This is a genomic window from Telluria sp. ZT3P39 (assembly GCF_059685935.1).
On record NZ_JCASIH010000004.1, the window covers coordinates 225,407 to 250,760 of the forward strand.

Genomic DNA, 25,354 nt, shown 5'->3' on the forward strand with positions numbered 1-25,354 from the left:
TGGTTCTCCTCACAGGCCCAGGATCATCTGGGTGATGATCCCCCGCTGGATTTCGTTCGAGCCCCCATAGATGGAGGTCTTGCGGTAGTTGAAGTAATACGGCGCGAGCGGCGCGGCATCGTCGTCGCCGGCGATGCTGTGTTCACGCTCGCCTTCCAGGTAGGCCGCGTCGAACGGCAGGGCCATCGGGCCGGCGGCTTCCAGCATCAGTTCGGTCAGCGTCTGCTGGATGTCGGTGCCGCGTACCTTGAGCACCGAAGCTTCCGGCCCCGGCGCCTGGTTGGCCTGGGCGAGCACGCGCAGCACGGTCATTTCCAGGGCCATCAGTTCGATCTCGAGCGCGCCCACCTTGGCCGCGAACAGCGGATCCGCCAATAGCGGACGGCCGTTCTTCTGTTCGCGCCGCGCCAGGCGCTTGAGGAAGGCCAGCTCGCGCTTGCTGCGCCCGACCGCGGCGATGCCGGTGCGCTCGTGGCCGAGCAGGTATTTGGCATAGGTCCAGCCGCGGTTTTCCTGGCCCACCAGGTTGGCGGCGGGCACGCGCACGTTGTCGAAGAAGACTTCGTTCACTTCGTGGTCTTCGTCGAGCATGATGATCGGGCGCACGGTGACGCCGGGCGCATGCATGTCGATCAGCAGGAAGGAGATGCCTTCCTGCTTGCGCACGGAACTGTCGGTGCGCACCAGGCAGAAGATCATGTCGGCGTGCTGGGCCAGCGTGGTCCAGGTCTTCTGGCCATTGACCAGGTAATAGTCGCCCTCGGCGTCGGCATGGCGGACCGCGGTGGTCTTGAGCGAAGCGAGGTCCGAGCCGGCGCCCGGCTCGGAATAGCCCTGGCACCACCAGTCTTCGCAGGACAGGATGCGCGGCAGGAAATAGTCTTTCTGTTCCTGCGAGCCGAAGGCCATGATCACCGGGGCCACCATGTCGATCCCGAAGGGCATGATGCGCGGCGTACCGGCACGCGCGCATTCTTCCTCGAAGATATGGCGCTGGATCGGCGTCCAGCCAGGGCCGCCGAACTCGGCCGGCCACCCGGGCGCGACCCAGCCCTGCCGGGCAAGGATCTTGTGCCAGCGCACGAAGTCGTCCTTGTTCAGGCGCAGGTGCTTGAGCACCTTGGCTTGCAGGTCTTTGGGAAGATGGGAATCGAGGAAGGCGCGAACCTGGTCGCGAAAGGCCAGGTCCTCGTCCGAGTAATGCAGGTCCATGTCGTCTCCTTGTTATTGGGCCGCCTGGAATAGCACGACCGTTCACAAGGATTGTACCGCAATCGGACAGAGCGCCAAGTGGAAACACCGGCGCTCATGCAGGGCGGGCAGCGCCGCCCTGCGGCAGATCAATTAACGGTTGCGGCGGCGCGCTGCGCCTACGCCCAGCATACCTGCCAGCATCAGCGCCAGGCTTGCCGGTTCAGGCACGTCGACTGCGTCGGCGCCTGCACCTGGCGTCACGCTCACGCCGGCGCCAGCGCCGGTACCGATGCCGATGCCGTTGCCTGGAACGGTGACGCTGACCGCGCCGTTGCCCGAAGCGCCTGCGCCAGGGATCACGGTCGCGCCGTTCGAGCCTGCCGAGCCGTTCGAGCCGCTGGCTGCGCCGCCGCCTGCAGTGGCGGCGCGCGAGACGAGGGCTTCCTGGACCACTGCGCCGTCAGCCGAGCCGACCAGCGAGACGCCGGTGCCCATGGCCGCTGCCATGATGGCCATGTTCGAGCCCAGCAGGTAGTCGCCTGCGATGCCGCGCTTGAAGAACATGGTGGTCTGGCCGTTGTCCTGAGCGATCGAGGCGGATGCCTTGCCGTCCAGGATGTCCGCCAGGGTGGCTGCCGACGACGAGCCGGCCGAGTGCGCAACACCGCCGATGAGCTTCAGGCCGCCTTCGAGGACACCGGAACCGAGGACATCAACCCCGTTGCCGGCGGTCCAGCCGGACAGGAAAGTCGGTGGCGCGGAAGTGCTCGACGAAATCGTATCAGCGTGGGCAGCACCTGCGCCAACCATCAGCGCAGCAATAACGAGGTGACGAATTGTCATGGGATTAACTCCTAAGTTGAAAATCAATTATTGTTCTTACAACGTAGGATTATCCTAACATACATAGAAAAATTACAACAGGATTGATACCTCAACCGTGCGCGAGGTACGAGGCGGGAATAAGCCCCGCGTTTTGGTAGGAATCCTCTTACGCGTATATGGGCTAGTTAACGTAGCCTGCCCTTTTTTCTTGCGGAATATGCAGTTTGAGTGGGAAATTCCTTCGAAATGCACGGCGTCGTCCACCAGCAAGTAGGAAAAGGGAACTGTTGAGTTATCGTAGTGCAATAAGTGTGTCGCTGACCGTCCTACAAGAATCCCGCCGGCGCCGCGAAATTAACAACATTTTTTTTGCACCGGGGCCTGCGCGGGATGCCTTACACATCGAATCGGCATGGGGCGAAACGACAATGGCCGGCCTGCGCATGCAGGACCGGCCATTCTGTCGAGCGCGCCGGCGAAGCCGACGCCGTTCTTAGTTACCGCGGGGCGAGACCATGTAGGGCATGGCGCGCGAGGCCATGCGGGAGTCAAGGCGCAGCATCCCGACTTCGTCCGCCAGGATGTTGGCGGCTTCCTGCAGCAGGATATCCTTGGCGTCCTTGGCCGCCTTCTCGGCTGCCAGCTCGGCCTTCAGGTCGCGTTCGTCGAACTGCAGGCCGTCGTCCTGGCGTGGCGCGCCGCGCACCGCGACGGTGGTCTTGCCCGGCCTGGTCGGCGCCGGCACCTTGGCGCGCGCTTCCTTGCCCCCAGGGCTGGTCGCCGGTTCGTCGCTTGCGGTGCCGGTGGCGCCTGCCAGGCGTGCTTCGCGCAGCTTGGAGCGGGCATCCTGGGCGTCGCGTTCCTTGCGGCGCACGGCTTCGTTCAGCGAGATGGCGTTTTCCTTGCGCACCTTCATCACTTCGGCGATGTCTTCCTGGAGGAACTGGAATTCCTTGTCCTTGGCGATGCGCGCTTCGTGGCGCTTCTGCAGTGGCGCGATCAGCTCCTTCAGGTCGCCTGCCGCGGCGAAGCTGGCCGGCTTGATCGCCACCCATGGCAGCGCATTGTCATAGGACGACTCGCCGAAGCTGTCGGTATCGGACAGCACCGGCAGCTTGATGTCCGGCGTGACGCCGCGCAGCTGGGTGGTGCCGCCATTGATGCGGAAGAACTGGGCGATCGTCATCTTCAGCTCGCCGTAGCGCACTTTTTCGCCCGGCGAGAAGCGGTCGAGGTCGATCAGGGTCTGGACCGTGCCCTTGCCGAAGCTCGGCTCGCCGATGACGAGGCCGCGGCCGTAATCCTGGATGGCGGCGGCGAAGATTTCGGATGCCGAGGCCGAACCGCGGTTGATCAGGACGCCCACCGGGCCGTCCCAGGCCAGGCCTGCATTGGTGTCCGATTCGACTTCGATGCGGCCCTGGGCGTCGCGCTGCTGTACCACCGGACCCTTGTCGATGAACAGGCCGGTCAGTTCGATGGCTTCGGTCAGCGAGCCGCCGCCGTTGTTGCGCAGGTCGATCAGGACGTTGTCGACCTTGTCCTTCTTGAGTTCGCCAAGGATGCGGGCCACGTCGCGGGTGGCGCTGCGGAAGTCCTTGTCGCCGCGGCGGCGCGCCTCGAAATCGAGGTAGAAGGTCGGCAGCGAAATCACGCCGACCCGGCGCTTGACGCCGCCGTCCTTGACTTCGATGATCGACTTCTTGGCGGCCTGCTCTTCCATGCTGATCTTCTTGCGCACCATCGACACGCTCACCGGCTTGGCGTCGGGGCCGGCGTCGCCAGGCAGCACGTCGAGGCGCACGGTGGTGCCCTTCTCGCCGCGCACCAGCTGCACCACATCGTCGATGCGCCAGCCGAGCACGTCGGTCAGGGCGCCATTGCCCTGGGCCACGCCGGTAATGCGGTCGCCCACCTTCAGCTTGCCCGACAGCGCGGCCGGGCTGCCCGGCACGATCTCGCGGATGATGGTGTATTCGTCGCGCGTCTGCAGCACCGCGCCGATGCCTTCCAGCGACAGGCGCATGGCGATGTCGAAGTTGTCGGCCGAGCGCGGGCCCAGGTAGTTGGTGTGCGGCTCGATGGCGGTGGCGTACGCGTTCATGAACATCTGGAACACGTCTTCGTTGTTGAGCTTGCGGATGCGGCCGACGTAGTTCTCGTAGCGCTTGTCGAGCGTCTCGCGAATGCCCTTGTCGTCCTTGCCGGCCAGCTTCAGGCGCAGCCAGTCGTTCTTGACGCGCTTGCGCCACAGGTCGCGGATTTCTTCTTCGGACTTGGCGTACGGCGCTTTTTCGCGGTCGAGCTGGAGCGTCTCGTTGAGCGTGAAGTCGGGCGTGGTCTTGAGCAGCTGGCGCGCGTAGGCCATGCGCTCGGTGAAGCGCTGCTGGTAGAGGTTGTAGATGGCGAACGGGACCGTGAGGTTCTCGTTGTTGATGGCGTCATCCATCCTGGTGCGCATCGGCGCGAACTGGTCGACGTCGGTCTGGCTGAAGTACAGCTTTTCGCCGTCCAGCGTCTCGAAGTAATTGTCGAAGATCTTCTGCGACATCGCGTCGTCGAGCGGCAAGGCCTTGTAGTGGTAGCGGCCCAGCACGCGCGAGGCCCAGACGGCTGCCTGGGTCTGCTCGGCGAGCGGTTTCATCTGGGTTGCGCCGGCGACCCTGGTCGGCTGGACGGAGGCGGTTTTTTCCGGCTGCGCGGTGACCACGTGGGCCGACATGGCGAAGGCCACTGCGGCCATGATCAGATGGTGCTTTTTCATTCGTCGTTTCTCCGAAACGGTTGGTGCCTTTGGCGCGTCCGGCAAGGCATGCCGGACAGGTCGCCCTTCGCAGCCCATTCTACAGGAAGCTGCAAGCGTGCAGAGCCAGCTTGTGTGCTATTGCGGCGCATCTTTAAGGCTGGCATAAGCCAGGCGTTCACCCTTTGACAAGCCCGGGCAGGCCGGCGCCGTATTTCATGGCCAGGACGGCAAGGAAGATGAGCGGAATCCATGGCCAGGAGCGCGCCGCCAGCCGCCAGTCCACGGGGGATGGCCAGAACGACAGGAACTGCGGCGCCAGGAACACCGCCAGCAAGAGGTCGAGCGGCTCGAAGGTCCAGCCGTGGCGGGTGCGCCACCAGGCCACCGCGAACGGCAGGCCCAGCACCGCCAGAGGCGCCAGTGCGCTGGGGGCCGCGTTGTACCAGCGCAGGTTGGCAAAGGTGACCGAGCCCAGTTCCCAGTTGTGGCCCTTGCCGGGACGCTTGATGCGGCGCGGCAGCACGCTCAGGCCCACCGGCTCGGCATTGGTCAGGAGGCCGACCGAGAAATGGGCCAGCTCATGGCAAAGCGTGCCGGCCGCGGTGAAGACGAAAAAAAAGGGATGGGCGCTCGAACCTATCCACAGCAGCAGCGCCAGCGCGCACGAGGGCGCCAGGTAGAGCAGCATGTCGACCGCGCCGCCTGGGGCGCAGGCCGCGGCCGGCAGCCAGGCAAGACAGCCGATTGCCGGCGGCATCGGGCTCAGCGCGCGTAGAAGCAGCGGCCGCAGGCCTGGCGGTAGCTTTCGTTGCCGCCGATACTGACCTGCTCGCCTTCGCGGATGCGGCGGCCATCAGGGTCGACGCGGATGTTCATGGTCGCTTTTTTCCCGCAGCTGCAGATGTTCTTGATTTCCTCGATGTCGTCGGCCAGCGCCAGCAGGTAGGCCGAGCCCGGGAAGGGCTCGCCGCGGAAGTCGCTGCGCAAGCCGTAGCAGATGACGGGAATGCCGCGCACCTGGGCCACCTGGTGCAGCTGCTGCACCTGCAGCGTGGTGAGGAACTGGGCTTCGTCCACCAGGATGCAGGAGACCGGCTGGGCGGCGGCGAGGAAGTCGGTTTCGCGCTCGAAAGTATCGACTTCGCGCTGGGGCCCCAGGCGCGAGGTGATCAGGCCGACGCCATAACGGTTGTCGATCGCCGCCGTGTAGAGCTTGACCGCCTGGCCCTGCTCTTCGTAGTTGTGCGCGACCTGCAACAGCGCGGTCGATTTACCGGCGTTCATCGCCGAATACCTGAAATAAAGTTTTGCCACGCCTGCCCCGGATGCAAGTGAAAAATTACCGCTGGAAACGCCGGATTATAGCAAGCAGCCAGGGTCCAGCACCAGCCGCCGGGGCGGCGGCCGCGGACCGGATCAGCTGCGGCGACGGCGCGTAAGGCAGCCCAGCACGCCGAGGCCCGCGAGCATCATCCCGTAGGTGCCGGGCTCGGGTACGGCTGCCGCCAGGGTCAGGTTGTTCGCCGTCGGCCAATAGCCTTCGCCGAAGGTGCCGACCACCACCGAGTTCAGGGGCGAGGTCGAGACAAAGCCGACGAAGCTGCTGATCTCGCTTTCCGGCAAGACCCAGGTGGTCGAGGTGCCGTCCAGCGCAGTCAGGATGATGGTCGTGCCCGGCGTGAACTGCCCCGCCAGGTTGCTGCCGAAGAACTCGCCGCCGAGCGCGTGGACCGTCGACGAGAAGTTGCTGAAGACCAGCCTGTCATAGCCGGAATTGGTCGACAGCCAGCCATCGCCTCCCTCCCCCGCGCCATACAGTCCCTGGCCGGCGGACACGGTATAGCTGAAGGCGCCTGCGCTGCGGTTCAGCGTTGCTGGATATTGCTGCACCAGCAGGTCATCGTAGGTATCGGTGCCGGCGGCGCCGGTGGCGGCCTGGAAGGCGCCGTAGTCGGTGTAGACGGCGATTTCGGCTTGCGCGGACACGGCGCAGCACAGCAGCGCGGCCAGGGTCAGGGTCTTTAGGCGGGTGGTCATCATTGCACTCCGGGGAAAGGAATATCGATCGGAAACGACGGTTCTGCCGGGTCCAGTAGACATCAGCTCGATCGGAGTTGCAGTGTTGCTAATCTTGTTTTTCCAGCATCTTGAGCTGGCTAAAAGAAGCGTCAGCTTGTCGGCACGCGGGCCGGGTTTCCCGCCAGCACTTCACTCTCCCGGGTGGTATTTCCGCTCAAGCGCCTTCTCGATGTCTTCCTTGTAGAAGAGCACGTCCTTGAACTCGCCGCGGCTGTACATCTCGGCCTGGTCGGCGAAATGCTTCGAGGCCGGGTTGTTGCTGTTGCCGCCGGCCAGGATGCTCTTGGCGCGCAGGCGCGGGCCGAACTCGACGACCGCCACGAAGCTGTTGCCGCGGTCGCCGTAGATGCGTTTGGTCTTTTGCTTGGCCACCATGCCGAACGAGGCCAGCGAGCCCCAGTTGGCCGAGGCGAAGCCCACCGGCCAGCTCGGCTTGCTGTCGTCATACTGCTGGTCGACATCGCCGCTGATGCGCTGGAAGCGGTTGATCTCGCCCCACGGAGTCTGCCAGGTGCCGAAGTCGGCGGTGAGCTTGTTCGATGCACGCGCCAGCGCGGCCAGGCGTTCTTCCGGGTTCAAGCCGGTGGTGATGAAATCGACTGTCGGCACGCCCGCGGCGCGGGCACGCGGCGCATGCTGGGCGAGCATGTCCTGCCCCCAGTAAATCGCCAGCGAGGTCGGCACCGAGGCGACGCCGAAGCGCAAGTCCCAGCCGCGCAGCGCGGCCACCTGGGCGGCCAGCGCGGACTTGCGCGGGTCGTGCGCGGGCAGCGCCTCGTAGTCGCCCAGCAGTTGGGGGACCAGCGGCTCGAAAGCAGTCAGGTGGCTGTCATAGGCCGCCGCGATCAGGCTCTCGAGGGTGAACCCCTTGGCGTTCCTGAGCACGCGCTCGGCATGGCGGCCGCGCGCATTCTCCGGGAGCGACCACATATAGGCCGGATAATCCTGGCGCCGCGGGCTGTTCGCACCCGATGAGCTGAACGGCCAGTTGTTGGTGTTCGAGATATAGCCGCTGGCCGGGTTGAACAGGGTAATGGTCTCGGGGATGGCGTGCAGGCCCTGCCATTCGGTGGCGCTCACGCTGCCGTCCACCGGCTTGTGCCAGTCGAAGCGCGGGTCGCGTTTCGGGATGAAATTGCCGTGGAAATAGGCGATATTGCCCTGGGCATCGGCATACACCGTGTTGTTCGAGGAATTGGTACGCAGCTCCATCGCTTTATAGAAAGCCTGGTAGTCGCGCGCCTTGGTGCGGGTGTAGGACTGGGTCAGCGCCTTGAGCGGCTCGTCCATCATCTTCACGGCCACCCACTTGCCGCCCTCTTCCCGCACGACCGGGCCATGGTGGGTGAACCAGGCAGTGACGGTCTTGCTCGCCATCGCACCAAGCGGCGTCTTGTAGGGCAGCACGATCGTCCTGGCCTGTACCGGCCGCTCCTGCCCGTCGTACTGGTAGAAGAACTTGCCGCCGCGTTCGCTTACTGTTTCCAGGTATTCGTCGATGACGTCCCCGCCGCCCGAGGTATGCATCCAGCCGGTCTTGTCGTTGAAGCCCTGGTAGATGAAGAACTGGCCCCAGGTCACCGCGCCATAGGCGTTCAGTCCCTGTTCGCTCACCATGTGCACTTCCGGACGGAAATAGAACGAGGTGTGGGGGTTAATCAGCAGCAGCGCCTTGCCGGAGGCGGACAGCTTCGGGGCGATCGCGAAGCCGTTCGAGCCGCGTGGTTCCGCATCCAGATTCTTGCCGGCCACGGCCAGCGCCGGCCGCGGGCCCTTGCCATAAAAACGTTCCAGCTCTTTCAGCTCGATCGATTCGATGTCGCCGCCGATGCTGCCTTCGCTGAAGCTCAGCGCCATCCAGGGCTCGAAGCGGGTGATCAGCTTCGGCTTGACCTCGGGATGGGTATGCAGGTAGTAGTTCAGGCCGTCCGCGAAGCCGACCATCAGCTCCTTGAGCCAGGCCGGGCTGGCGGCGTACTTGGCCTGCATGTCGCTCGGTGTGATGTACATCTTCATGCGCAGGTCGCGCCAGACCTCTTTCTCACCCTCGACCTCGGCCAGGCGGCCCATCGCATTGATGTAATTGAGTTCGACCCGGTTGAAGTCGTCCTCGGCCTGGGCATACAGCAGGCCGAAGACGGCGTCGGCGTCACGCTTGCCGAACACGTGGGGAATGCCCCATTTGTCGCGCATGATCGTTACCCGCCCCGCCGTCTTCTTCCAGCGCGCCAGTTCGGCGCTGTGGGCCGGCTTGGCCGCCGGCGCAGTGGCCGGGGCTGCCGAGGCCGGGAGCGTGGCGCCCAAAACGGCGAAGCCGAGGATGGCCGGGACGATCAGGCGGGATGCGGGCATGCGTTGTCTCCTGTTGTGGGTCCTGCGAATCTTCTTTTATCAGGCCAGGCCGGCGTGCACCAGGCGCTGCTTGAGCACTTCGTTCTCGGTCAGCAGGGTCGCGACGCGGTCTTTCAGCGAGGCCACTTCCGCCTTCAGGGCAGCCATCTGGTCCGCCGGATCCAGCGCCACGGTCTCCTTCTTCGGGCGGGTGGCCATTTTCTGCTCGCGCACCTGGCGCGCGGCCTGCTGCAATTCCTTGCGGCCGCCGGCCACGGCGGCAATCTGCATTTCTTCCGGCAGCTGGGCCACGTTGGCGGCGGCATTGATCGAGATGGTGCCGGCGCGCACGGCTTCGCGCAGCTGCGGCGTCGCGGCCTTCTGGATGCGTTCGATCTGGCTGATGGTATTGCTCGACACGCGCGCCGCCTTGGCCACTTCCTCGCGGGTATTCCACGGCGGCGGCGGGCGCGATTCCATATCGTCCGCTTCCGGCTGGGGCGGCTGTGACGCCAGCTGCTCGGCCATGCGCGCGGTAACGATCTCTTTCTTCTTGAGCGCCAGCACGCCGCGCTGAAAGTCCGACACGCTGCGGCGCGCCAAGTGGTTGTCGATCATCCAGAGCATCACGTCGTCGATCGACGCGAAGCTGTTGTTCTGGACGGTGCGGAATTCGATGCCGTGCTTGCGGCAGATCTCGTAGCGGTTATGGCCGTCGATCAGCGTCTCGCCCCACAGCACGAGCGCGTCGCGGCAACCCTCGGCCAGCAGGCTGCGCTCGAGCGCGGTGTATTCGATGGGGGTCAGCGGGTCGACAAAGGCGCGCAGGTCGTCGTTCAGTGTGATATTCAATTGGTGTCCTCTTGCTGCGGCGCCGCCAACATGAGGCGCCGTCCGGCATGCTACACCATACTCGGTTGAGGACCAATGGATGAGCCCACGGGATCGGCCGCAAGCGCTGGTTCGCCCGGGAAAAGTTGCATTTCCAACCCTGCCGAGCGAACGCATATGCTAGAATTCGCGCGCTGCCCCGATGGTGAAACTGGTAGACACCAGGGACTTAAAATCCCTTGCTCGTAAGGGCGTGCCGGTTCGATTCCGGCTCGGGGCACCATACAATCACAGCACCATGCATCCGCTATCGCGCCTGCCTTTACTTGCGCAGGGACGCGCCGGGATCGAAGGGCGTGAACACCGGCGGCATCGCCAGGTCGATGCCGTCGCGCACCGACCAGCGTTTGATATCCCCCAGCGTCAGCGCGAAATCATCGAGCAAGTCCGGCAGCGGCGCCAAAGGCTGGTCCAGCGACTGCGTCAGGTCGTCCCAATGGATCGGCAGCACGCGCCTGGCCTTGACGGCCAGCACCACCTCCTTCCACAGGCGCGCCCGGTAGGCCTCGGGCTGCTTGCCGAGCATGCCTGTACCAAGAAACACGACATCGGCCCGCCTGCCGGCGAGGGGCTTGACCGGCATGCCGGCGCTGCCGTGCACGAGCATGGTCGCGCCGGAGTCATGCTCCACCAGGATCGACCACACCTCCCCCTCTTTCCAGCGCAGGGCGTGCCGCGGGGGCGCCAGCGGCGCTTCGATGCTGCCTGCCGCTTCGAGCAGCTTCAGCGTCGGGCCGTGGCGCGAAGCGAGGAAGGTCAGCTTCCACTTCCCGAGGCGTATGGTTTCGTCCGCCACGACCTTGCGCATCCTGGCGTCCAGCAGGCCCTGGCCGCGGCCGATATTCAGCGTCGATTCGGAGCCGATCAGCACAGCACCGGTACGCTCGGCAACGACCGGGGAATCCATCGCATGGTCGTAATGGGAGTGGATCGGGACCACGGCCGCCAGCCTGGGCGAACCCAGCCGCTCAAGGTTGCGCTCGATGACGCCGGTATCCGGCGCGATCCGTCCAAACAGGGTTTTCAGGCCGCGGGGCCGCGAAAAGAAGCCGTCGATCATCCAGGCCGTTTCGTGGTCGTCGAAGAGCAGGGTCGAGACGCCGGCGAAGCGCACCTGGATGGGCGCGTCGGGAGCGGCGGCGGGCAGCGCCGGCACCGCCGGCGCCTCAGCCGGCGAAACGGCCAGGGCCGGCGGTGCGAACACCGCATGCAGGCTCGCTGCCAGCGCTGCCGCGCCCGCGAACCGGCCCAGCCGGCCCGCGATGCCGGCCCTTCCCGGCATGCCTAGCGGACCTCGCGCTTGAACCATTTTGCGAACGAAAACCGGTTATATTCGTGCAGGCTGGCTGCCGCCATGATGCTCAGTACCCGCTGTTTGTATCGCGGGTCTGCCATCCTCTGGTCGATGCCTGCTTCGGCCGCCTGCAGGCGTGCCTCGTAGTGGGTCCAATTCGCATCCGCGTCGTCTTTGCATTCGTTATAGTCGTCCAGCTTCGTCGGCGATACATACGTGGATCCGCCGCGGTTCAGGTCGAGGTCACGCAATGCTTCAGCAGCTTGCAGGTGACGGCATAGTTCAGGCCCGGTAGGAAGCTCGGGGGAAGGCTTGTATGCCATCATGGGTAGCGCAGCTGCGACCGGCAGGTGCAGGATCTTGCTGCCGAAATGGATGCGCTGTGCGGCCATCGGCCAATCCGTCGTCGAACCAATGTTGATTTCCTTCGCCGCTGTCCCGTGCGAGCGCAGTGTGACCGGATCGTGCGTATGGGCCGACAGGTAGGTCCATTGCGGGCCGCCGGTTTCCTCCATCAGGCGCATGAACGGCACCCGGTCGCGGTCGATGATGTCGTTCAGCGGAAAGTGGCCGGCGAACACCACCTTGCGGCCACTGCTGCGGGCGTCCTGTTCCATCGACCGGATCAGCGCGATCTGGCGCTCCTGCATGCAGCCTTTCAGTCCGAAGTTTTGCGCCGCATACCTGGCCGCCTGTGCCACCCATGGGCCAGGCAGCGATGCACATGCCGAGGTGTCGACCAGCACCAGGCGATGGGCCGTCCCGATGTCGACTGCCTGGACCATGAACGAATCGTAGGTCTTCATGAGGCCGTCGTCGCTACTGTCCGGACCGATCAATTCGCCCCTTAGCGAGTAGTTCATCGCCGCCAGTGGCGAGCCGGGTTTGCCGCTTCCCGAAAACAGCATTCTCCCCTTGTCCGCACCATCGGATTTCACTTCCAGCCCGGCGTCCGGGCCACTCAGCGAGCGGATGTATTTCGCCATCCACTGGATCTTGTGCATCGGCTTGCTGTTCGCGGCAAGACTCTGGTAACACAGGGCCTTCCAGCCATCCGAAGATTGCCGGGCCGGGGTCGCGACGTCGCCCCACCATGTTTCATCAACAGGAAGGCTCATGTTTTTAAACCCGGCCAAGTCTTTCGGGTCGTTCGAGCCTTGCCAGTAATTGATGGTTCCCATCAGGTAGCTGTCGTGGTTTCCATGAGCAATCAGCATCACCCTGTTGCCCTTGGCCTTGGCCGCAATTTCCATGAAACGGTCGTATTCGCCGGTGCAGGCAGCGTTGGTCGCATCGCCCAGGACAACCACCAGTGCGGGCTCCGTGGCATCCAGCCCGGCCGTGCCGCGCTCGATCAGGTCCTGCATGGCATACCGCGCAAGCAGGTTGGTTTCCGGATGCCGGCGTGCGACTCCCGACGCGAGGTCGGCCTCGGGTTTGGTCTGCAGCACCTTGGCCCCATAGACATTGTGGATCTGCGGGTCGGCGAAGAACAACACGGTTGGGCCACTGGTATCCGCCACCGGCGACCGGTCCATCATGCTGGTGGCGCAAGCCGACAACAGGGCTGCTACCACCATGAAGACAGGGAGTCTTTTCATTGTCATTTATCTTCTCCATGCTGCTTGGGGTTGATGAAATCGAGCACGGCCGTGATCAAGGCACGGCGCGGGAAATGGTTGTTGGTGCTGAAAGCGCGCATGCGAGGCTCGTCGCTATCTTCAAACGGCAGCGTGATCGACCAGTGGTCGGCCCGGAACATCCCCAGGAAACGGCTGCCCGGCAGGATCGTGTCTTCCAGCAGCACCTGTCCATCATTGCGTCCATCGAGCTTTGCCAATAGCTCATAGGACTTCTGGAGGAAGGGGTTGACGGCCCCCTCGTCGGCGATGGCGGCGATGCTATAGGTGGGATATGGCTTGTCCAAGGCTGCAAAGGTATTCCGTGTCTTCGATGCTGCGAGATAGGACAGGCTGGCCACGCCGCCGCCATCCTGGGCCTCGCATAGCGACAGCGGCATCCTGGCCAGCAGTGCCTCGTAGAGCTTGTCCCCATGGCTGGCCAGCGCGGTGCCGTTGACCACGCCGGCCACCGATACCAGGGCGCCGATGCGCCTGCTCCACGACTGGGCCTGGGGCTGGATGGCAGCCGTCATGAAATCGATCGTGCCTTTCGAATACGCGATCACGATCGCGCGCTCGACGGGGGTTTCGGCGAAGAAGCGATGGATCCTGGCGGCGTTCTGTTCGGAAGAACCACGGCCGGTGACGGGTATGACCACGACCCGGTAGCCGAGCCGCTCGAGCTCTTGCCGGTCACTGGAATACGGCCTTACCCATCGGCTGACGCACTCCCCGAATATTCCCGGGATGACGACGACGGTCGCCAGGGGTTTGCCGGCGGGGGAAATCTCAGGGGACGGGACCGATGCGGGCGCTTGGGCGCCGTGCAGCCAGCGCGCGCAAGCGGGATCGCCCGGCTGCTGGTAACGGAGGTAGTTGCGGCAGAAGACAGGCGTGAATTCGCTGCGCATGTCGGCGATGCCGGCCGCAGCCAGTTCGGTGCGTACCGTCGGCTGCGGGAAATCGGCGGGACGCAAGGCGACCGAACTACAACCGCCGAGGGCCAGCAACACCGTGCACAGCAAGGCAGCGAAACATCCTGAGATCGAAACGCGCATCGTCTTCCCTTGAAAGAACGACAGACGAAACCACGCCCGATGGAGGGCGGCCTGGAATCCTTGTTCGACAGCGCTGTCAGCTAGCTGCTACGGCCGATGACAAGTGCTCATATACTAATTGTTAATTGACCATTGTCAATACATTATTGGCCGAACTGGGCGGCGAACGGACAAAAAAAATCCGCCACCCTTTCAAGGGCAGCGGCGAATAACTCAGTCTGTACTGAGCTGGAGACACACGGAGAGGTAAACTATCCAAAAGAGGATGGAATAGAGATAGGGACGATGGTCCTGCTCACAAGCTCCGATGTGGCTCACCGTTTTGTCAGCCAAATCGCACACGCACAATGCAATATCCAGGCGAATACGGCGACTGCCTTGGCAGCTACAGGCTCTGCCAGGCCACCGCCAGGCAAACGATCGCGACAAAAAACAGCAGTCCGTACACGAAGATCCGCATCGACGAGGCCAGCCCGACGACCGCGCGGTTCGCGTCCTCGCTCAGCTTGCCACGGCGGCGCGCCGCGTTGAGCAACATCGACACGAAGACGAACAGCGTCGCCAGGATCAACACGAGTTTCATGGCGGGACCCTAGGTACGCCCGAGCACCAGGGCCAGCGCCACCAGGGCGAACACCCCTGTGACCCCGGTCGCCACGCCCAGCCACAGCAGCCGGCTGCGCGCCAATTCCATCTTGGCGATCAGCTGGGCGTTCTGGTCGGCCAGGTTGGCGATGATCTCGGATGCCTGCAGCATCTGGTTGCGCAGGTCGGCCAGGGTCGATTCGTTTTTCTCGACGCGCGAGACCAGGTTGCCGATCAGGTCTTCCTCCGGCTCCATGTCCATGACCGGCCCAGGGGCCATCCCTTGCGCGGCGCCCGACTTGCGTGCCACCGTATCCCACAGCCTGCGCGCGCCGGTCGCCACCTGCGGCGCGGCGTTGATGACTTCGCTCCAGGGCACGGTTTTCAAGACGCTCCACCAGCCAGTTGCCATACCGTTTTCTCCCTCGTTATCAATTCAGCCACGAGCATACCACTGCGCGCCGGGGCGGACCCGCGTGACGCCGGCCCTGGCGTGCCGCATGCTCTGCGGGGCTGCGATACCATGCGCCCATGTGTGGACGATTTGACCAGAGCCAGACGGCTCGTTACTACGCCAGCGTGTTCGGCTGGGCCGACGCCGTGTATGACAGCGAGGCTGCCCCTGCCTGGAATGTTTCCCCCGGCAGCTACCGGCCCGTCATGCACGTGCAGGACGGCGAGCACCGCGTCGACGACGTGTTCTGGAGCTACCGCGCCAAATGGGCCGAGGGCAAGGTGCCGATCGTCGTCAATGCGCGCATGGACAAGCTGACCAACCGCTACTGGAAGCCGCTGCTCAAGTCCGGGCGCGCGATCGTGCCGGCCGAGGGCTGGTACGAGTGGACCGGCGAGAAAGGCGCGAAGCAGCCCTGGCATATCCACCGCAAGGACCGCGCGCCGCTGTTCCTGCTGGCGCTGGCCAATTTCGGCAGCTTCAGCGAAAACCGGGCCGAAGCCGGCTTCGTGCTGGTGACCGACGACGCGGCGGACGGCATGCTCGACATCCACGACCGGCGACCGGTGGTGCTCGATGCGGCCGATGCCGAGCTCTGGCTCGACCCCGCCCGCACGCCCGAAGAAGCGCTCGACCTGGCGCGCCGCGCCGCCCTGCCCCCGGATGCCTTCGACTGGTACAAGGTCACCACGGCGGTGAACCGGGCCGGCTCGCAGGATCCGCAGATGGCCCTGCCCCTCCCCGACTGAAATTTTTTACGTGCCGGTCGCCGGCGCCGGCATGCCGGCGGTCGGCATGCCGGTCTCGGGATCGACCGTCGAAGGCACGGTGGGCGCCGCGGCCGGGGTCGACGATGCGCTTGCCGTGGCTGCCGGGTTTCCGCTGGCGGCAGCCGGCGTTTCCACCGTGGTCTCGTAGCCGGTCAGCTTGGCGGCCGGGGCTGGCACGGCTGCCGGCTGGCTGGCGCCGGCCAATGGGGATGTCGCCGCAGGGGCTGTTGCCGCCACTGCGGCCACAGGCGTTGCGCCGGCCGGCCCGGTCCTCGGGCTTGCCGCCACAGGCGCCGGCACGGCTTCCGGTGCGGGAACAGGCGCGGTGTCGACCGGGCTCGCCTCCACTGGATCGACGGCAGCCGATTCCGGCGCATCGGCACTCGCCACGCTGGTCACATCGGCTGCGGTGGCGGACTGCTGGATCGCGGGTCCGTCGTGGATCTCACCGCCGCAGGCCGTTACCAATACCGCAGCGGCACAGCACAGCGCCGTGTTGAGGCGGAAGCTGGAAGCAAAGCCGGCATATCGTTTCATGTAAGTTCCTCGCGTCATTGAATGAGTGAGTAGCTTTGAGCGGTGGAAACTTTCTAAGTTCAACTTTTGTCCGAAAAACCTGCCGTGTTAGCGCATCACCAAGGGAGGTTTCCGCAGTGAAATTAAGCACTTGTATGAGCCAGATCGAACGGTGGACGCAACCAAAGGCCGATCCGCACGGTCTTAATAGAACGCTACCAACCACGAGGAAATGTTATATGGGCGAGTTCATGCAAGTGCGGGCCATGCTGCAAGACGGCGAGGCCTATGCGGGTCTGATCCTGGGCAAGGAAGACCTTGATTATCACCTGATCCTCCTGCCGGGCGAAGCAGCCGACGTCAGCTGGCCGACGGCGGCCGACTGGGCGGGCGCACGCGGCGGCGCGCTGCCGACGCGGCGCGAGCTGGCGCTGTTGTTCGCCAACCAGCGCGAAGGCTTCGAGCGCAACTGGTACTGGTCCAGCGAACCGCACGAGACGCGCTCGCAATTGGTCTGGGGCCAGAATTTCGCCAGCGGCATCCAGACGATTTACGGGCGGCCGTACCGGGGTCATGCCCGTGCGGTGCGGCGCATTCCCGTGCCTTAATTAACCCCAGGTACGTTCGCGCGCCCGATCGGCTGCTCGATATTCGCCAGGAACCAGGTGGTCGCGGCCATCAGCGCCACGTGCCGGCGCAGGTGGTCCGGATCGACCTTGTCCAGCGTATCGGCCGGCGTGTGGTGATAGTCGAAATAGCTCGAGGTGTCCAGCAGCGGCGCGAAGCTCGGCACGCCTGCGCGCTCCAGGCCGGACAAGTCGCCGGTCGAGAGCGCGTCCTGGCGCTGGAACACGCCGGCGCCGATCGGCAGCAAGGCCGCCTGCAGCGGCGCGAACAGCTTGCTCGACGCAGCCGGCACGCTGGCGCGCAGGCCGAAGGGACGGCCGGCGCCATTGTCGCTTTCGATGGCGGCGATATGCTTGTCGGCATTGGCCTGCTCGGCCGCCAGGTAGCCGCGCGCACCGCGGGTGCCGTTCTCTTCGTTCATCCAGGCGATCATGCGGATGGTGCGGCGCGGGCGATAGTCGAGGTTCTTCAGTGTCTCCAGCACGGCCATGGCGCTGGCCACGCCCGTGGCATCGTCGTGCGCGCCGGTGGCCAGGTCCCAGGAATCGAGGTGGCCGGAGACGATCACGATTTCCTCCGGCTTGTCGGTTCCCGGCAGGTCGGCGATCACGTTATAGCTGTCGGCGTCCGGCAGGTTTTGCGGGGTCAGCAGCAGGCGCATGCTGATCGGGCCGCGTTTGGCCAGGCGGCTCATCAGCATGGCGTCTTCCGCCGTGACGGCAGCGGCCGGGATGCGCGCGCCGTCAACCAGCCCAGTGCCGCCCGTGTGCGGCAGGCGGTAGCTGGCCCCGCCCACCGAGCGCACCAGCGCCGCGGCCGCACCGAGTTCCGCCGCCAGGCGCGGGCCGTCGCGGCGGTAGGCCGAACCCTGCCCATAAGCCTGGCCGGCCAGGCCGCGGTCGGCCATGTGCTGGTCGAAAGCGACGTCGAACAAAACAATCTTGCCGCGCACCTCGGCGCCGCGCGCCTTCAGTTCGTCGAAGCTCTTCACCACCACGACCGGCGCGGTCAAGCCGGCTGCCGGTGTCGCGCTCGAGCCGCCCAGCGCGGTCAGCACCACGCGCTGCGTGACCCCGGCCGGCCGGCCCTGATACTCGACCAGCTCGCCCGCCTCCGCGCCGCGCACCCAGTGCGGCACCTTGACCGGCTGCAGCGTGACTTTCGCGCCCAGCTTGCGCATGGCGTCCGCCACCTGGGTCACGGCGGCGGCCGCCCCGGCCGAGCCGGACAGGCGTGGGCCGATCAGGTCGGTCATGTCCGCCGTGCGTTCCCATGCATAGTCGCTGGCCATGGCCGTATCGCGGATCCGCGCCAGCGCCGCCGGATCGTTTCCGGGGCTGGCGGCCCAGGTGGAAGGCGCGAGCAACGCCGCGGCGAGGACGGTCAGGACAGGGAGACGGCGGATGCGGCGGTTCATGCGTGGAATCCTTGGGTGAAATGCGAGGAATCCAAGCTTAGCGCATCCAGCATCTTTTCGCTGCGCAATATTGCCGTCTTTACACGATTGCCGGGCCGGCGACCAGCCGCACCAGCGTGATCTCCGACGGCGCCCCGAAGCGCTTGGGCGGCCCCCAGTAACCGGTGCCGCGGCTGATGTACACCCACATGTCGCGCACCCGGTGCAGGCCTGCGACAAACGGTTGCTGCAGCGGCACGAACAGATTCCAGGGAAAGAACTGGCCGCCGTGGGTGTGGCCCGACAGTTGCAGGTGGAAGCCAGCCTTGGCCGCCTCCGGTGCGCTGCGCGGCTGGTGCGCCAGCAGCACGCGCACCTGGACGTCCGCCGGGGCGCCGGCGGCAGCCGCGCGCGCATCGCTCTTATGGGCCGGATGAAATTGATGGGCGCCGTAATCGGCCACTCCGGCAATCATCAGGCCGGCATCCTGGCGGCGCCGGATCACGTGCTGGTTCATCAGCACCGTGATGCCGAGGCGCCGCACTTCGGCGATCCACTCTTCCGCCCCCGAGTAATACTCGTGGTTGCCGGTCACGAAAAACACCCCGTCCGGGGCGCGCAGTCCCGCCAGCGGCTGGGTGTGAGCGGCCAGCCGGTGCACGCTGCCGTCCACCAGGTCGCCGGTGATGGCGATCGCATCGGCGCCGAGCGCGTTGACGCGCTCGACGATGGCTTCCAGGTAGGGACGGCGGATGGTCGGACCCACGTGAATGTCGGACAACTGGGCGATCGCATACCCATGCAGCGCTTGCGGCAGGCCGGCGATCGGCACGTCGACATGCACCACCCGCGCCAGGCGGCGTGCGTTGACGAAGCCCAGCATGGTGACGGCAAGCGCAAGCAGCGGCGCCGCCACGGCGCTGCCGTAGATGACGCCGGGCGTGAGCATGCCGGCCAGGCGCAGCGCCAGCAGCACCAGGTCGCGCACCTGGGTGGCCACCAGCAGCGAGGAAAAGAAACCCATCGACAGCAGCCCGGCCCAGGCGACCGCCTCGGACCAGCGCCGCCGGCGTAGCGAGGCCGACAGCAGGCCCACCGGCACCAGCACGGTCAGCAGCACCAGGAGCAGGACCGCGGCGACAGCCGGCAGCACACCGAGCGCCAGGTCCGGCAGCAGGCGGATGCCGATATACACCTGCAGCAGCGCAAGCAAGGAGAGGACGATGGCAAAGGATCTGTTCACAGGCGGGCCCGGGCGGGGTTAAACGGTAACAATTGTTAGATGGGGCGGCCCGGCCTCACTGCAAGAGAGCGTTTTCCCTTGTTACGGCCAGTGTCCACTTGTAATAATCTGTATTAACGAGTGGCAGCGCGAAGGCATGGCCCTATAGTTCACTCCTGCCTGGCGTCGTCATGATCATCCTGATCCCCGCTGAGGTAATAAAAGGAAAAAGCCATGTGGAAATCCAAATGCTTTGGTGCGGTGGTGCTGGCCGCGGTTGCCGTTTCGCCTGCTATGGCGGATGACCGTGGCGTGAATACTGCAATCGGCGCCGTGGTCGGCGCAGCCATCGGCCACAGCGCCGGCGGCTCGGGCGGCGCCCTGATGGGTGGCGTGATCGGTGCGGCGCTGGGCAATTCGGTGTCGCGTCACAACGATCGCGGCTATCACGATAACCGTGGATACTACGATAACCGTGGTTACGACGACAACCGTGGCTACTACGACAACCGTGGCTACTACGACAACCGTGGCTACTACGACAACCGTGGCTACTACGACAACCGTGGCTATGCATCGGTCGGCTACGGCAACGGTGGCTACTACCAGCAGCGCCCGGTGTATGTCCAGCCCCGTCCGGTCTACGTCGAATCGCGTCCGGTCTACGTTCAGCCGCGCCCGGTGTATGTGCAGCCTCGCGCAGTCTACGTCGAGCAGCGCCGCGACTGGGACCGCCATGACCGTCGCGACCGCCGTGACTGGGACCGCGACGGCCGCCACGACCGCCACGATTGGGACCGCAACGACCGTTACGGTCGATAATCCAGAAAACCGCGCACTGCGCGGTTTTTTTTCGTTTCCACCTCCCCCCGCTAGCCATCCCCGAGGGCGCACGGCGCCGGTTGCGGAGGCAGGCATGAACCAGCAAGGCAGCATCGTTTCCCTGGCGCGCGGCCAGTATGTTTTGCGCGAGCGGCTCGGCGGTTCCGCCTATGGCCTGGTCTGGCGCGCCGAAGCGCCGGGCGGCGCAAGCGTCGCCATCAAGCTGGTCAACCGCGAGCAGATGAATCGCGCGCCCGCCGCCCTGCGCGGCCACTGGACCGACAGCGCCCGCAATGAAACCCGCTTCCTGTCCAGCCTCGCACCCTGGGATGGCCGCCACATCGTGCGCCTGCTCGACAGTGGCGAGCACGAAGGCTTGCCCGCGATGGCCCTCGAGCTGCTCGACGGCGACCTGGCTGGCCTGCTCAAGGCCGAACACGCCGCTGGGCGGCGGCTGGCTCCCGGCCAGGCGCTCGACTGGGCGGCCCAGGTCAACCAGGCCCTGGCCAAGGTCCATGCGGCGGGATTTCGCTATCTCGACCTCAAGCCCGCCAATGTGCTGGTCGAGCACCGCACCCGCAGCCTCAAGCTGGCCGATTTCGGCACCAGCCGCGCGCAGCAAGCCGCGCCGCTGCAGCCGTATGCCGGCACCGCCAGCTGGCAGGCTCCCGAGCAGTTCTTTCCCCAGGCCGGCGGCCTGTATGCGAGCGATGCGCGCAGCGACTATTTCGCGCTCGGCGCCCTGCTCTATTACCTGGCTTGCGGCCAGGTGCTGCGCTACAGCGCCGCCTGCGCCCAGGCCTATGCGGCGCACGGCCGCGACGGCGCGGCCTTCCTGCGCGAACAGCACGGCGGACTGCCGCCCATCCTGCAGCCGGACGAAGCGGCGCGCTTTGCCGGCTGTTTCAAAGGCGCGCAAGTCGACGCGGCGGCGCTGCTCCGATCCCTGCTGGCGCCCCAACCCGGCGAGCGGCCACGCCATGCGCTCGAGATCAGCCGCATGCTTGGCGCAGTACGCGACGACATGGATCGACTGCCGCTGTGGAGGGCCGCATGAAGGCGCGCCTGGCCTGGGCCGCATTGGCCCTCGGGCTCGTTTGCATGCTGCAGCTCGCGGCCCTCGTGCTGACGCCCCAGCGCTGGCTGCCGGCCGCCATCACGGTACAGCTCAAGCAAGGTGAATCGACGCGGCTGGGCCGCGCCGAGCTGGCCGCGCCGCGCGCCGGCAGCCACCATTTCACGGTGCGGCGCGACGCGCGCGGCGGCTGGTGGCTACAGAACGCCAACCCGGCGCAGCCGGCCGTGCTGCGCCGTGGCGAGGAACGCCGCCATACCGGCAGCACCGTCCTCGCGCGTAGCCAGGGCCTGCACATCGGCGCAGCGCTGTTCGAGGTGACGGGCTTGGAGGATGGACGCGCCGCACTGCGTGGCGCCGGCCACACCTGGGCCTACGACGGCGCGCTGCTGCTGCGCGATGGCGCCGTGCAGCCGGCCTGCCCGGATGCCGGCGCCGGCGCGCGCCTGGCCACTTACTGGAACCGGATCACGCCGCATGCGCTCGCCTTCGAACGGCCGCTCGTCTTCGGCGGCCATCTCCATTGCGGCAACCGGCTTGCCGTGCCCGGTCTCGACACCGGCAAGGTCACGCTCGCGCGCGACAGCGGCGGCGGCATCGCCCTGATCGTGCGCGGGTCGCAACCGGTGCTGGTACGCGAACATGGCCTGTGGCGCGATGCGGCCCAGCGCGAACATCCTCTGGAAGGCGTTTCCAGCCTCGCCGTCGGCCGCACCGCCTATGCGCTGTCCATCGACAACGGCGCCTTGCAGCTGCTGCCATCGGCCCAGGTCGAGCTGTTCGCGGAGCCGAAGACGGATTTGTCCGCAGCCGTGCGCTGGACCTGGCGCGAGCGTTCGCTGTGGCGGCCCGCCGCGCCGCCGGCCGCCGCATGGGGCGCGGCGCTCGCCGCGCTACTTCTGGCCGGCCTGGCCGGCTGGCGTCTCGGCGGACCGCGAGGCGACGCCATCCCCGTTGCCCGCGTAGTGGCCGGTGTCGCCATCGTCGTTCTATCCGTGCTGGTGCTGGTCATGCAGCGTACCGGCGCGGCCCCTGGCGTGGGCTGGACCTTGCTGCTGGCCTGGGCCGCGCTCTGGCATGCCTTGTTGTGGCCGCGCCGGGTGCCGGTGCTGGGCGCACTCGCCCTGCTGCTGTTGGCGGCCGGCCTGCTGGTGCAGCTCGAACTGGGCCTGGGCGCGCGCGACACGGCCTGGCTGCGCCACGTGGAAAACAGCTGCGTGCTGCTGGCGCTCGGGCTGCCGACGGGCTTGTTGCTGTTGCAGGGCCTGGCCCGCAACCGCGTCTCGCGCCCCGCCACCGAATGGCTGCTGGTGGCGCTGGCCATCGCGGCGCTGGCGGGCCTGGTGCTGCAGGTGGCGTTCGGCAACGAGACCGGCGTGTTCGACGTGCAGCCGGTGGAATTCGCCAAGCTCGCGCTGGCGGCCCTGAGCGCCCACTGCCTGGCCCTGGCCACCGGCGGCGCTGCGCCCGGCCAGCGGCCCTGGCGGACCTGGCTGCGCCTGATTGCGCCGGCCCTGCTGTTCGTGCTGCTGCTGGCGGTGGCCCTGGTCCAGGTCGACGACTATTCGCCGCTGATCCTGCTGCTGGTCTGGGCCGCGGTGAGCTTTCTCGCCTGGTGCCTGGCCAGCGGCCGCCGGCGCGGCGCCGCTGCTTTCGGCGCGCTGTGCCTGGCCGTGCTGCTGGGCGCCGCCGCCTTGCAGCAGGCCGCGCCCAGCCTGGGCGCCGCCGGTTTCTACACCGAGCGTTTCCAGGTCTGGTCCGACCCCACCGCCCACCCGCATACCGGCCAGCAGATGCTGATGGGCGCGCGCGCCGTCGCCGACGGCGGCTGGCTGGGCAGCGACGGGCTGTTCGGGGTCGCCTCGCTGGGCCAGGCTGCCGGCGACGCGCTGCGCATCCCGGCCGTGCAGGACGATTTCGCGCCATCCTTCCTGCTCAATCGCCACGGCCTGCTGGGCGGTCTGCTGTTGTGGCTGCTGCAAGCCGGCCTCTTGGGCGCGCTGCTGCACGCGGCCGGCACGGCCTGGCAGGCGGCGCTGGCGGCCGGCGACTTCCGGCGCGCCTGGCTGGGGCGCTTCCAGTGCTTCGCCCTGTGCGGCGGCGCGGCCTTCCTGGCCGGGCATTTCCTGCTGTCCTGGGGCACCAACCTGGCCCTGTTTCCCATCATGGGCCAGCCCATGAGCTTCCTGTCCGCCGGCGGCTCGCACCTGCTGTTTTTCATCTGCCCCCTGCTAGCGTTCGGCATGGCGAGCGTTCAATCATTCGAGGAGAGTCAATCATGCCGGTCTACGTCCAACACGAAGTCCTAGCCAGGGTCAGCGACGTGTTCAATGCCGAGGCGCTGTGGCAGGCGCCCGGCCTGGCGCTGTTCTCGCGCCGGCCCCTGCTGCGCGACCTGCTGGAGCGCTCGCCGCGCGAACAGCGCGGGCGCGCCGCCACCCGCTGCTTCTCGCACGTCACGCTGATGCTGCCCCAGGACGAGGTCGACGACGACCGCCACCTGACCCGGGGCGCGCGCGTGCGCGACCTGGCCGCTTCGCTCGCGGCCCTGCACCAGAAGGATTTCGGCGACCTGTTGCAAGGCGACGAAGTGCGCTACCAGGTGGTCGGCGCGGACGAAGTGAACCAGGGCGAGGTCAAGGTGAAGTTCGGCCACGCCGTCTACCTGCCAGCTCCCGGCGAGCAGGTGCTGTACACCGTCAGCGCCTCGCGCGACAGCGCGATCTGGCAGCCGGTGTGCGCCATCTACCCGAACCAGCGCTTGAGCGTGGTCGGCCAGGACGCCGCCAGCGCGACCTTCGGCGTGCCGGGCTGGCCCTTCGCCCTGGAAGGCGGCGTCCTGCTGATCAACGACGGGGCGGACGCGCCGATCGAAGTACAGGTGCGCCCGAAGGACGCCCTGGACTGCCAGTTCGACGAGGCCAACGGCTACTACGTCATCCGCAGCAAGCGCGGCACCGGCGACACCGCCGGCCAGCGCCTGCTGCTGCGGGTCACGCGTGCGGCCGGCGCGCCGCTCCCGGTACCGGTGAAGCAAGACAGCACCACGCCGGCGCGCGCGCCGGCGGTATGGAAGACGCGCGCGCTCGTCCCTGAGATGGCGGAGGGCGACATGACCGCCATGCCGATCAATGACGAGCCACCCGCCGCATCGGCCGCCTTCGAGAACGACGCCACCTACGCACCGGTCGCGCGCCACCGCATCACGCTGGCCGCCCTGGCCTTGCCGCGCCTGAGCCGCTACCGCGACACCGGAGCCGAGGCGCTGGAAATCGGCCTGGGCGCCACCCTCCTGCCCGCCGCACCTGGCAAGGAGAACCTGATTGGCTTCGCCGTCGACCATGCCGACGAAGTACATGCGATCACCAAGGCCGGGCGCCAGCGGATCAGCGTCCCGTCGAGCTTCGCGCCCTTCGATGGCGGCAGCGTCCAGCTGCACGCGGTGCCGCCGCAGATGGCCGACCGTTACTGCGCTTTGCTCGGGCTGGCCGCGGGACCAGGTCAGCCGGCAGCTTCCGGCACCCGGCTCGTGTTCGGGCGCGGCATGCCCGCACTGGCCGGCCTGCGCGTGCTCGATGCGCCGCAATTCCTGCGCCAGCAAGGTGGCGGCCTCGCCGCCAGCGCGGACCGCCTCGGCCTGTCGCGCAATGCCTTCAGCTGGGAAGCCGCCGGCGACGGCATGCGCATCGTGCGCCTGTCCGAGACCCAGGCCCTGTTCCATCTGGACTCGGACCTGCGCCTGGTCGCGCAGGTCGATGTCGCAACCAGCGAGCAGCCCTATCTGATCCCGCCCGGCCACCACCTGGTCGCCGGCCATTACGTGCTGCGCTTCGACGCGTGAACCCCG

22 protein-coding genes and 1 tRNA gene are annotated in these 25,354 nt (G+C 66.5%); 7 read left to right on the forward strand and 16 right to left on the reverse strand.

The annotated features are described in order from the left end of the window. Window positions 1-9: 9 nt before the first annotated feature. From AC56LR_RS06660 to AC56LR_RS06695, 8 genes are all read right to left on the reverse strand, one after another. Window positions 10-1,212 (reverse strand): acyl-CoA dehydrogenase family protein, encoded by a 1,203-nt coding sequence (locus AC56LR_RS06660; protein WP_497128819.1) that lies wholly within the window; start codon window positions 1,210-1,212, stop codon window positions 10-12. Between the two features lie 132 nt (window positions 1,213-1,344). Then, complete coding sequence (locus tag AC56LR_RS06665) at window positions 1,345-2,037, reverse strand: PEP-CTERM sorting domain-containing protein (protein ID WP_497128821.1); 693 nt, start codon at window positions 2,035-2,037, stop codon at window positions 1,345-1,347. Between the two features lie 475 nt (window positions 2,038-2,512). After that, window positions 2,513-4,783 (reverse strand): carboxy terminal-processing peptidase, encoded by a 2,271-nt coding sequence (locus AC56LR_RS06670; RefSeq protein ID WP_497128823.1) that lies wholly within the window; start codon window positions 4,781-4,783, stop codon window positions 2,513-2,515. A gap of 157 nt (window positions 4,784-4,940) precedes the next feature. Beyond that, window positions 4,941-5,522: a hypothetical protein gene (locus AC56LR_RS06675; RefSeq protein WP_497128825.1), complete on the reverse strand. Its 582-nt coding sequence runs from the start codon at window positions 5,520-5,522 to the stop codon at window positions 4,941-4,943. 5 nt (window positions 5,523-5,527) lie between these two features. Further along, window positions 5,528-6,079 carry a thymidine kinase gene (locus tag AC56LR_RS06680; protein ID WP_497128827.1) on the reverse strand — a complete coding sequence of 184 codons (552 nt, stop codon included), beginning with the start codon at window positions 6,077-6,079 and terminating at the stop codon, window positions 5,528-5,530. Between the two features lie 102 nt (window positions 6,080-6,181). Beyond that, complete coding sequence (locus AC56LR_RS06685) at window positions 6,182-6,805, reverse strand: PEP-CTERM sorting domain-containing protein (protein ID WP_497128829.1); 624 nt, start codon at window positions 6,803-6,805, stop codon at window positions 6,182-6,184. Between the two features lie 168 nt (window positions 6,806-6,973). Next, window positions 6,974-9,196, reverse strand: a complete 2,223-nt coding sequence (locus AC56LR_RS06690) for a penicillin acylase family protein (RefSeq protein ID WP_497128831.1) — start codon at window positions 9,194-9,196, stop codon at window positions 6,974-6,976. Between the two features lie 39 nt (window positions 9,197-9,235). Then, on the reverse strand, window positions 9,236-10,027 hold the full coding sequence (locus AC56LR_RS06695) for a hypothetical protein (RefSeq protein WP_497128833.1): 792 nt from the start codon (window positions 10,025-10,027) through the stop codon (window positions 9,236-9,238). A 175-nt stretch (window positions 10,028-10,202) separates the two neighbouring features. Between AC56LR_RS06695 and AC56LR_RS06700 the strand changes: the two genes are divergently transcribed. Next, window positions 10,203-10,289 (forward strand) — tRNA-Leu (locus AC56LR_RS06700). A 39-nt stretch (window positions 10,290-10,328) separates the two neighbouring features. On the opposite strand, the gene AC56LR_RS06705 is transcribed toward AC56LR_RS06700, so the two are convergent. The 5 genes from AC56LR_RS06705 to AC56LR_RS06725 all read right to left on the reverse strand — a co-directional run bounded on the left by AC56LR_RS06705 (window position 10,329) and on the right by AC56LR_RS06725 (window position 15,037). Further along, the gene (locus AC56LR_RS06705) at window positions 10,329-11,348 is read right to left on the reverse strand and encodes an MBL fold metallo-hydrolase (protein WP_497128835.1); all 1,020 of its coding nucleotides are present in this window, start codon (window positions 11,346-11,348) and stop codon (window positions 10,329-10,331) included. Between the two features lie 2 nt (window positions 11,349-11,350). Then, window positions 11,351-12,967 (reverse strand): hypothetical protein, encoded by a 1,617-nt coding sequence (locus AC56LR_RS06710; protein WP_497128837.1) that lies wholly within the window; start codon window positions 12,965-12,967, stop codon window positions 11,351-11,353. Further along, window positions 12,964-14,040, reverse strand: coding sequence for a hypothetical protein (locus tag AC56LR_RS06715; RefSeq protein WP_497128839.1), 1,077 nt, complete (start codon window positions 14,038-14,040; stop codon window positions 12,964-12,966). Before AC56LR_RS06715 ends, AC56LR_RS06710 begins: the two co-directional genes overlap by 4 nt. Window positions 14,041-14,425: 385 nt before the next feature. Beyond that, the gene (locus tag AC56LR_RS06720; protein ID WP_497128841.1) at window positions 14,426-14,623 is read right to left on the reverse strand and encodes a hypothetical protein; all 198 of its coding nucleotides are present in this window, start codon (window positions 14,621-14,623) and stop codon (window positions 14,426-14,428) included. 9 nt (window positions 14,624-14,632) lie between these two features. Beyond that, window positions 14,633-15,037 carry a hypothetical protein gene (locus AC56LR_RS06725; protein ID WP_497128843.1) on the reverse strand — a complete coding sequence of 135 codons (405 nt, stop codon included), beginning with the start codon at window positions 15,035-15,037 and terminating at the stop codon, window positions 14,633-14,635. A 119-nt stretch (window positions 15,038-15,156) separates the two neighbouring features. Here AC56LR_RS06725 and AC56LR_RS06730 point away from each other — a divergent pair, with 119 nt between their 5' ends. Next, entirely contained in the window at window positions 15,157-15,828 is a 672-nt protein-coding gene (locus tag AC56LR_RS06730; RefSeq protein WP_497128845.1) for an SOS response-associated peptidase, read from the forward strand. A gap of 6 nt (window positions 15,829-15,834) precedes the next feature. On the opposite strand, the gene AC56LR_RS06735 is transcribed toward AC56LR_RS06730, so the two are convergent. Next, entirely contained in the window at window positions 15,835-16,386 is a 552-nt protein-coding gene (locus AC56LR_RS06735; RefSeq protein ID WP_497128846.1) for a hypothetical protein, read from the reverse strand. Window positions 16,387-16,604: 218 nt separating this feature from the next. Between AC56LR_RS06735 and AC56LR_RS06740 the strand changes: the two genes are divergently transcribed. Next, window positions 16,605-16,973 carry an Lcl C-terminal domain-containing protein gene (locus AC56LR_RS06740; protein ID WP_497128848.1) on the forward strand — a complete coding sequence of 123 codons (369 nt, stop codon included), beginning with the start codon at window positions 16,605-16,607 and terminating at the stop codon, window positions 16,971-16,973. Here AC56LR_RS06740 and AC56LR_RS06745 read toward each other — a convergent pair. Both AC56LR_RS06745 and AC56LR_RS06750 read right to left on the reverse strand, forming a co-directional pair. After that, window positions 16,970-18,409: a M20/M25/M40 family metallo-hydrolase gene (locus AC56LR_RS06745; protein ID WP_497128850.1), complete on the reverse strand. Its 1,440-nt coding sequence runs from the start codon at window positions 18,407-18,409 to the stop codon at window positions 16,970-16,972. The genes AC56LR_RS06740 and AC56LR_RS06745 overlap by 4 nt on opposite strands. A 79-nt stretch (window positions 18,410-18,488) precedes the next feature. Next, the gene (locus tag AC56LR_RS06750; RefSeq protein WP_497128852.1) at window positions 18,489-19,631 is read right to left on the reverse strand and encodes a metallophosphoesterase; all 1,143 of its coding nucleotides are present in this window, start codon (window positions 19,629-19,631) and stop codon (window positions 18,489-18,491) included. A 291-nt stretch (window positions 19,632-19,922) separates the two neighbouring features. On the opposite strand from AC56LR_RS06750, the gene AC56LR_RS06755 reads away from it, so the two are divergent. The 4 genes from AC56LR_RS06755 to AC56LR_RS06770 all read left to right on the forward strand — a co-directional run bounded on the left by AC56LR_RS06755 (window position 19,923) and on the right by AC56LR_RS06770 (window position 25,348). Continuing rightward, complete coding sequence (locus AC56LR_RS06755; protein ID WP_497128854.1) at window positions 19,923-20,432, forward strand: PXPV repeat protein; 510 nt, start codon at window positions 19,923-19,925, stop codon at window positions 20,430-20,432. A 94-nt stretch (window positions 20,433-20,526) separates the two neighbouring features. Further along, window positions 20,527-21,489 carry a protein kinase domain-containing protein gene (locus AC56LR_RS06760; RefSeq protein ID WP_497128856.1) on the forward strand — a complete coding sequence of 321 codons (963 nt, stop codon included), beginning with the start codon at window positions 20,527-20,529 and terminating at the stop codon, window positions 21,487-21,489. Further along, on the forward strand, window positions 21,486-23,816 hold the full coding sequence (locus AC56LR_RS06765; RefSeq protein ID WP_497128859.1) for an FtsW/RodA/SpoVE family cell cycle protein: 2,331 nt from the start codon (window positions 21,486-21,488) through the stop codon (window positions 23,814-23,816). Before AC56LR_RS06760 ends, AC56LR_RS06765 begins: the two co-directional genes overlap by 4 nt. After that, window positions 23,786-25,348, forward strand: coding sequence for a hypothetical protein (locus AC56LR_RS06770; protein ID WP_497128861.1), 1,563 nt, complete (start codon window positions 23,786-23,788; stop codon window positions 25,346-25,348). The genes AC56LR_RS06765 and AC56LR_RS06770 overlap by 31 nt, the downstream gene beginning before the upstream one ends. Window positions 25,349-25,354: the final 6 nt, after the last annotated feature.

Excerpts from the sequence above, each read along its gene's own strand:
- AC56LR_RS06660 (WP_497128819.1), bottom strand. The coding sequence starts at position 1,212 with ATGGACCTGCATTACTCGGACGAGGACCTGGCCTTTCGCGACCAGGTT.
- AC56LR_RS06665 (WP_497128821.1), bottom strand. The coding sequence starts at position 2,037 with ATGACAATTCGTCACCTCGTTATTGCTGCGCTGATGGTTGGCGCAGGT.
- AC56LR_RS06670 (WP_497128823.1), bottom strand. The coding sequence starts at position 4,783 with ATGAAAAAGCACCATCTGATCATGGCCGCAGTGGCCTTCGCCATGTCG.
- AC56LR_RS06675 (WP_497128825.1), bottom strand. The coding sequence starts at position 5,522 with ATGCCGCCGGCAATCGGCTGTCTTGCCTGGCTGCCGGCCGCGGCCTGC.
- AC56LR_RS06685 (WP_497128829.1), bottom strand. The coding sequence starts at position 6,805 with ATGATGACCACCCGCCTAAAGACCCTGACCCTGGCCGCGCTGCTGTGC.
- AC56LR_RS06690 (WP_497128831.1), bottom strand. The coding sequence starts at position 9,196 with ATGCCCGCATCCCGCCTGATCGTCCCGGCCATCCTCGGCTTCGCCGTT.
- AC56LR_RS06705 (WP_497128835.1), bottom strand. The coding sequence starts at position 11,348 with ATGCCGGGAAGGGCCGGCATCGCGGGCCGGCTGGGCCGGTTCGCGGGC.
- AC56LR_RS06710 (WP_497128837.1), bottom strand. The coding sequence starts at position 12,967 with ATGACAATGAAAAGACTCCCTGTCTTCATGGTGGTAGCAGCCCTGTTG.
- AC56LR_RS06715 (WP_497128839.1), bottom strand. The coding sequence starts at position 14,040 with ATGCGCGTTTCGATCTCAGGATGTTTCGCTGCCTTGCTGTGCACGGTG.
- AC56LR_RS06720 (WP_497128841.1), bottom strand. The coding sequence starts at position 14,623 with ATGAAACTCGTGTTGATCCTGGCGACGCTGTTCGTCTTCGTGTCGATG.
- AC56LR_RS06725 (WP_497128843.1), bottom strand. The coding sequence starts at position 15,037 with ATGGCAACTGGCTGGTGGAGCGTCTTGAAAACCGTGCCCTGGAGCGAA.
- AC56LR_RS06730 (WP_497128845.1), top strand. The coding sequence starts at position 15,157 with ATGTGTGGACGATTTGACCAGAGCCAGACGGCTCGTTACTACGCCAGC.
- AC56LR_RS06735 (WP_497128846.1), bottom strand. The coding sequence starts at position 16,386 with ATGAAACGATATGCCGGCTTTGCTTCCAGCTTCCGCCTCAACACGGCG.
- AC56LR_RS06740 (WP_497128848.1), top strand. The coding sequence starts at position 16,605 with ATGGGCGAGTTCATGCAAGTGCGGGCCATGCTGCAAGACGGCGAGGCC.
- AC56LR_RS06745 (WP_497128850.1), bottom strand. The coding sequence starts at position 18,409 with ATGAACCGCCGCATCCGCCGTCTCCCTGTCCTGACCGTCCTCGCCGCG.
- AC56LR_RS06760 (WP_497128856.1), top strand. The coding sequence starts at position 20,527 with ATGAACCAGCAAGGCAGCATCGTTTCCCTGGCGCGCGGCCAGTATGTT.
- AC56LR_RS06765 (WP_497128859.1), top strand. The coding sequence starts at position 21,486 with ATGAAGGCGCGCCTGGCCTGGGCCGCATTGGCCCTCGGGCTCGTTTGC.
- AC56LR_RS06770 (WP_497128861.1), top strand. The coding sequence starts at position 23,786 with ATGCCGGTCTACGTCCAACACGAAGTCCTAGCCAGGGTCAGCGACGTG.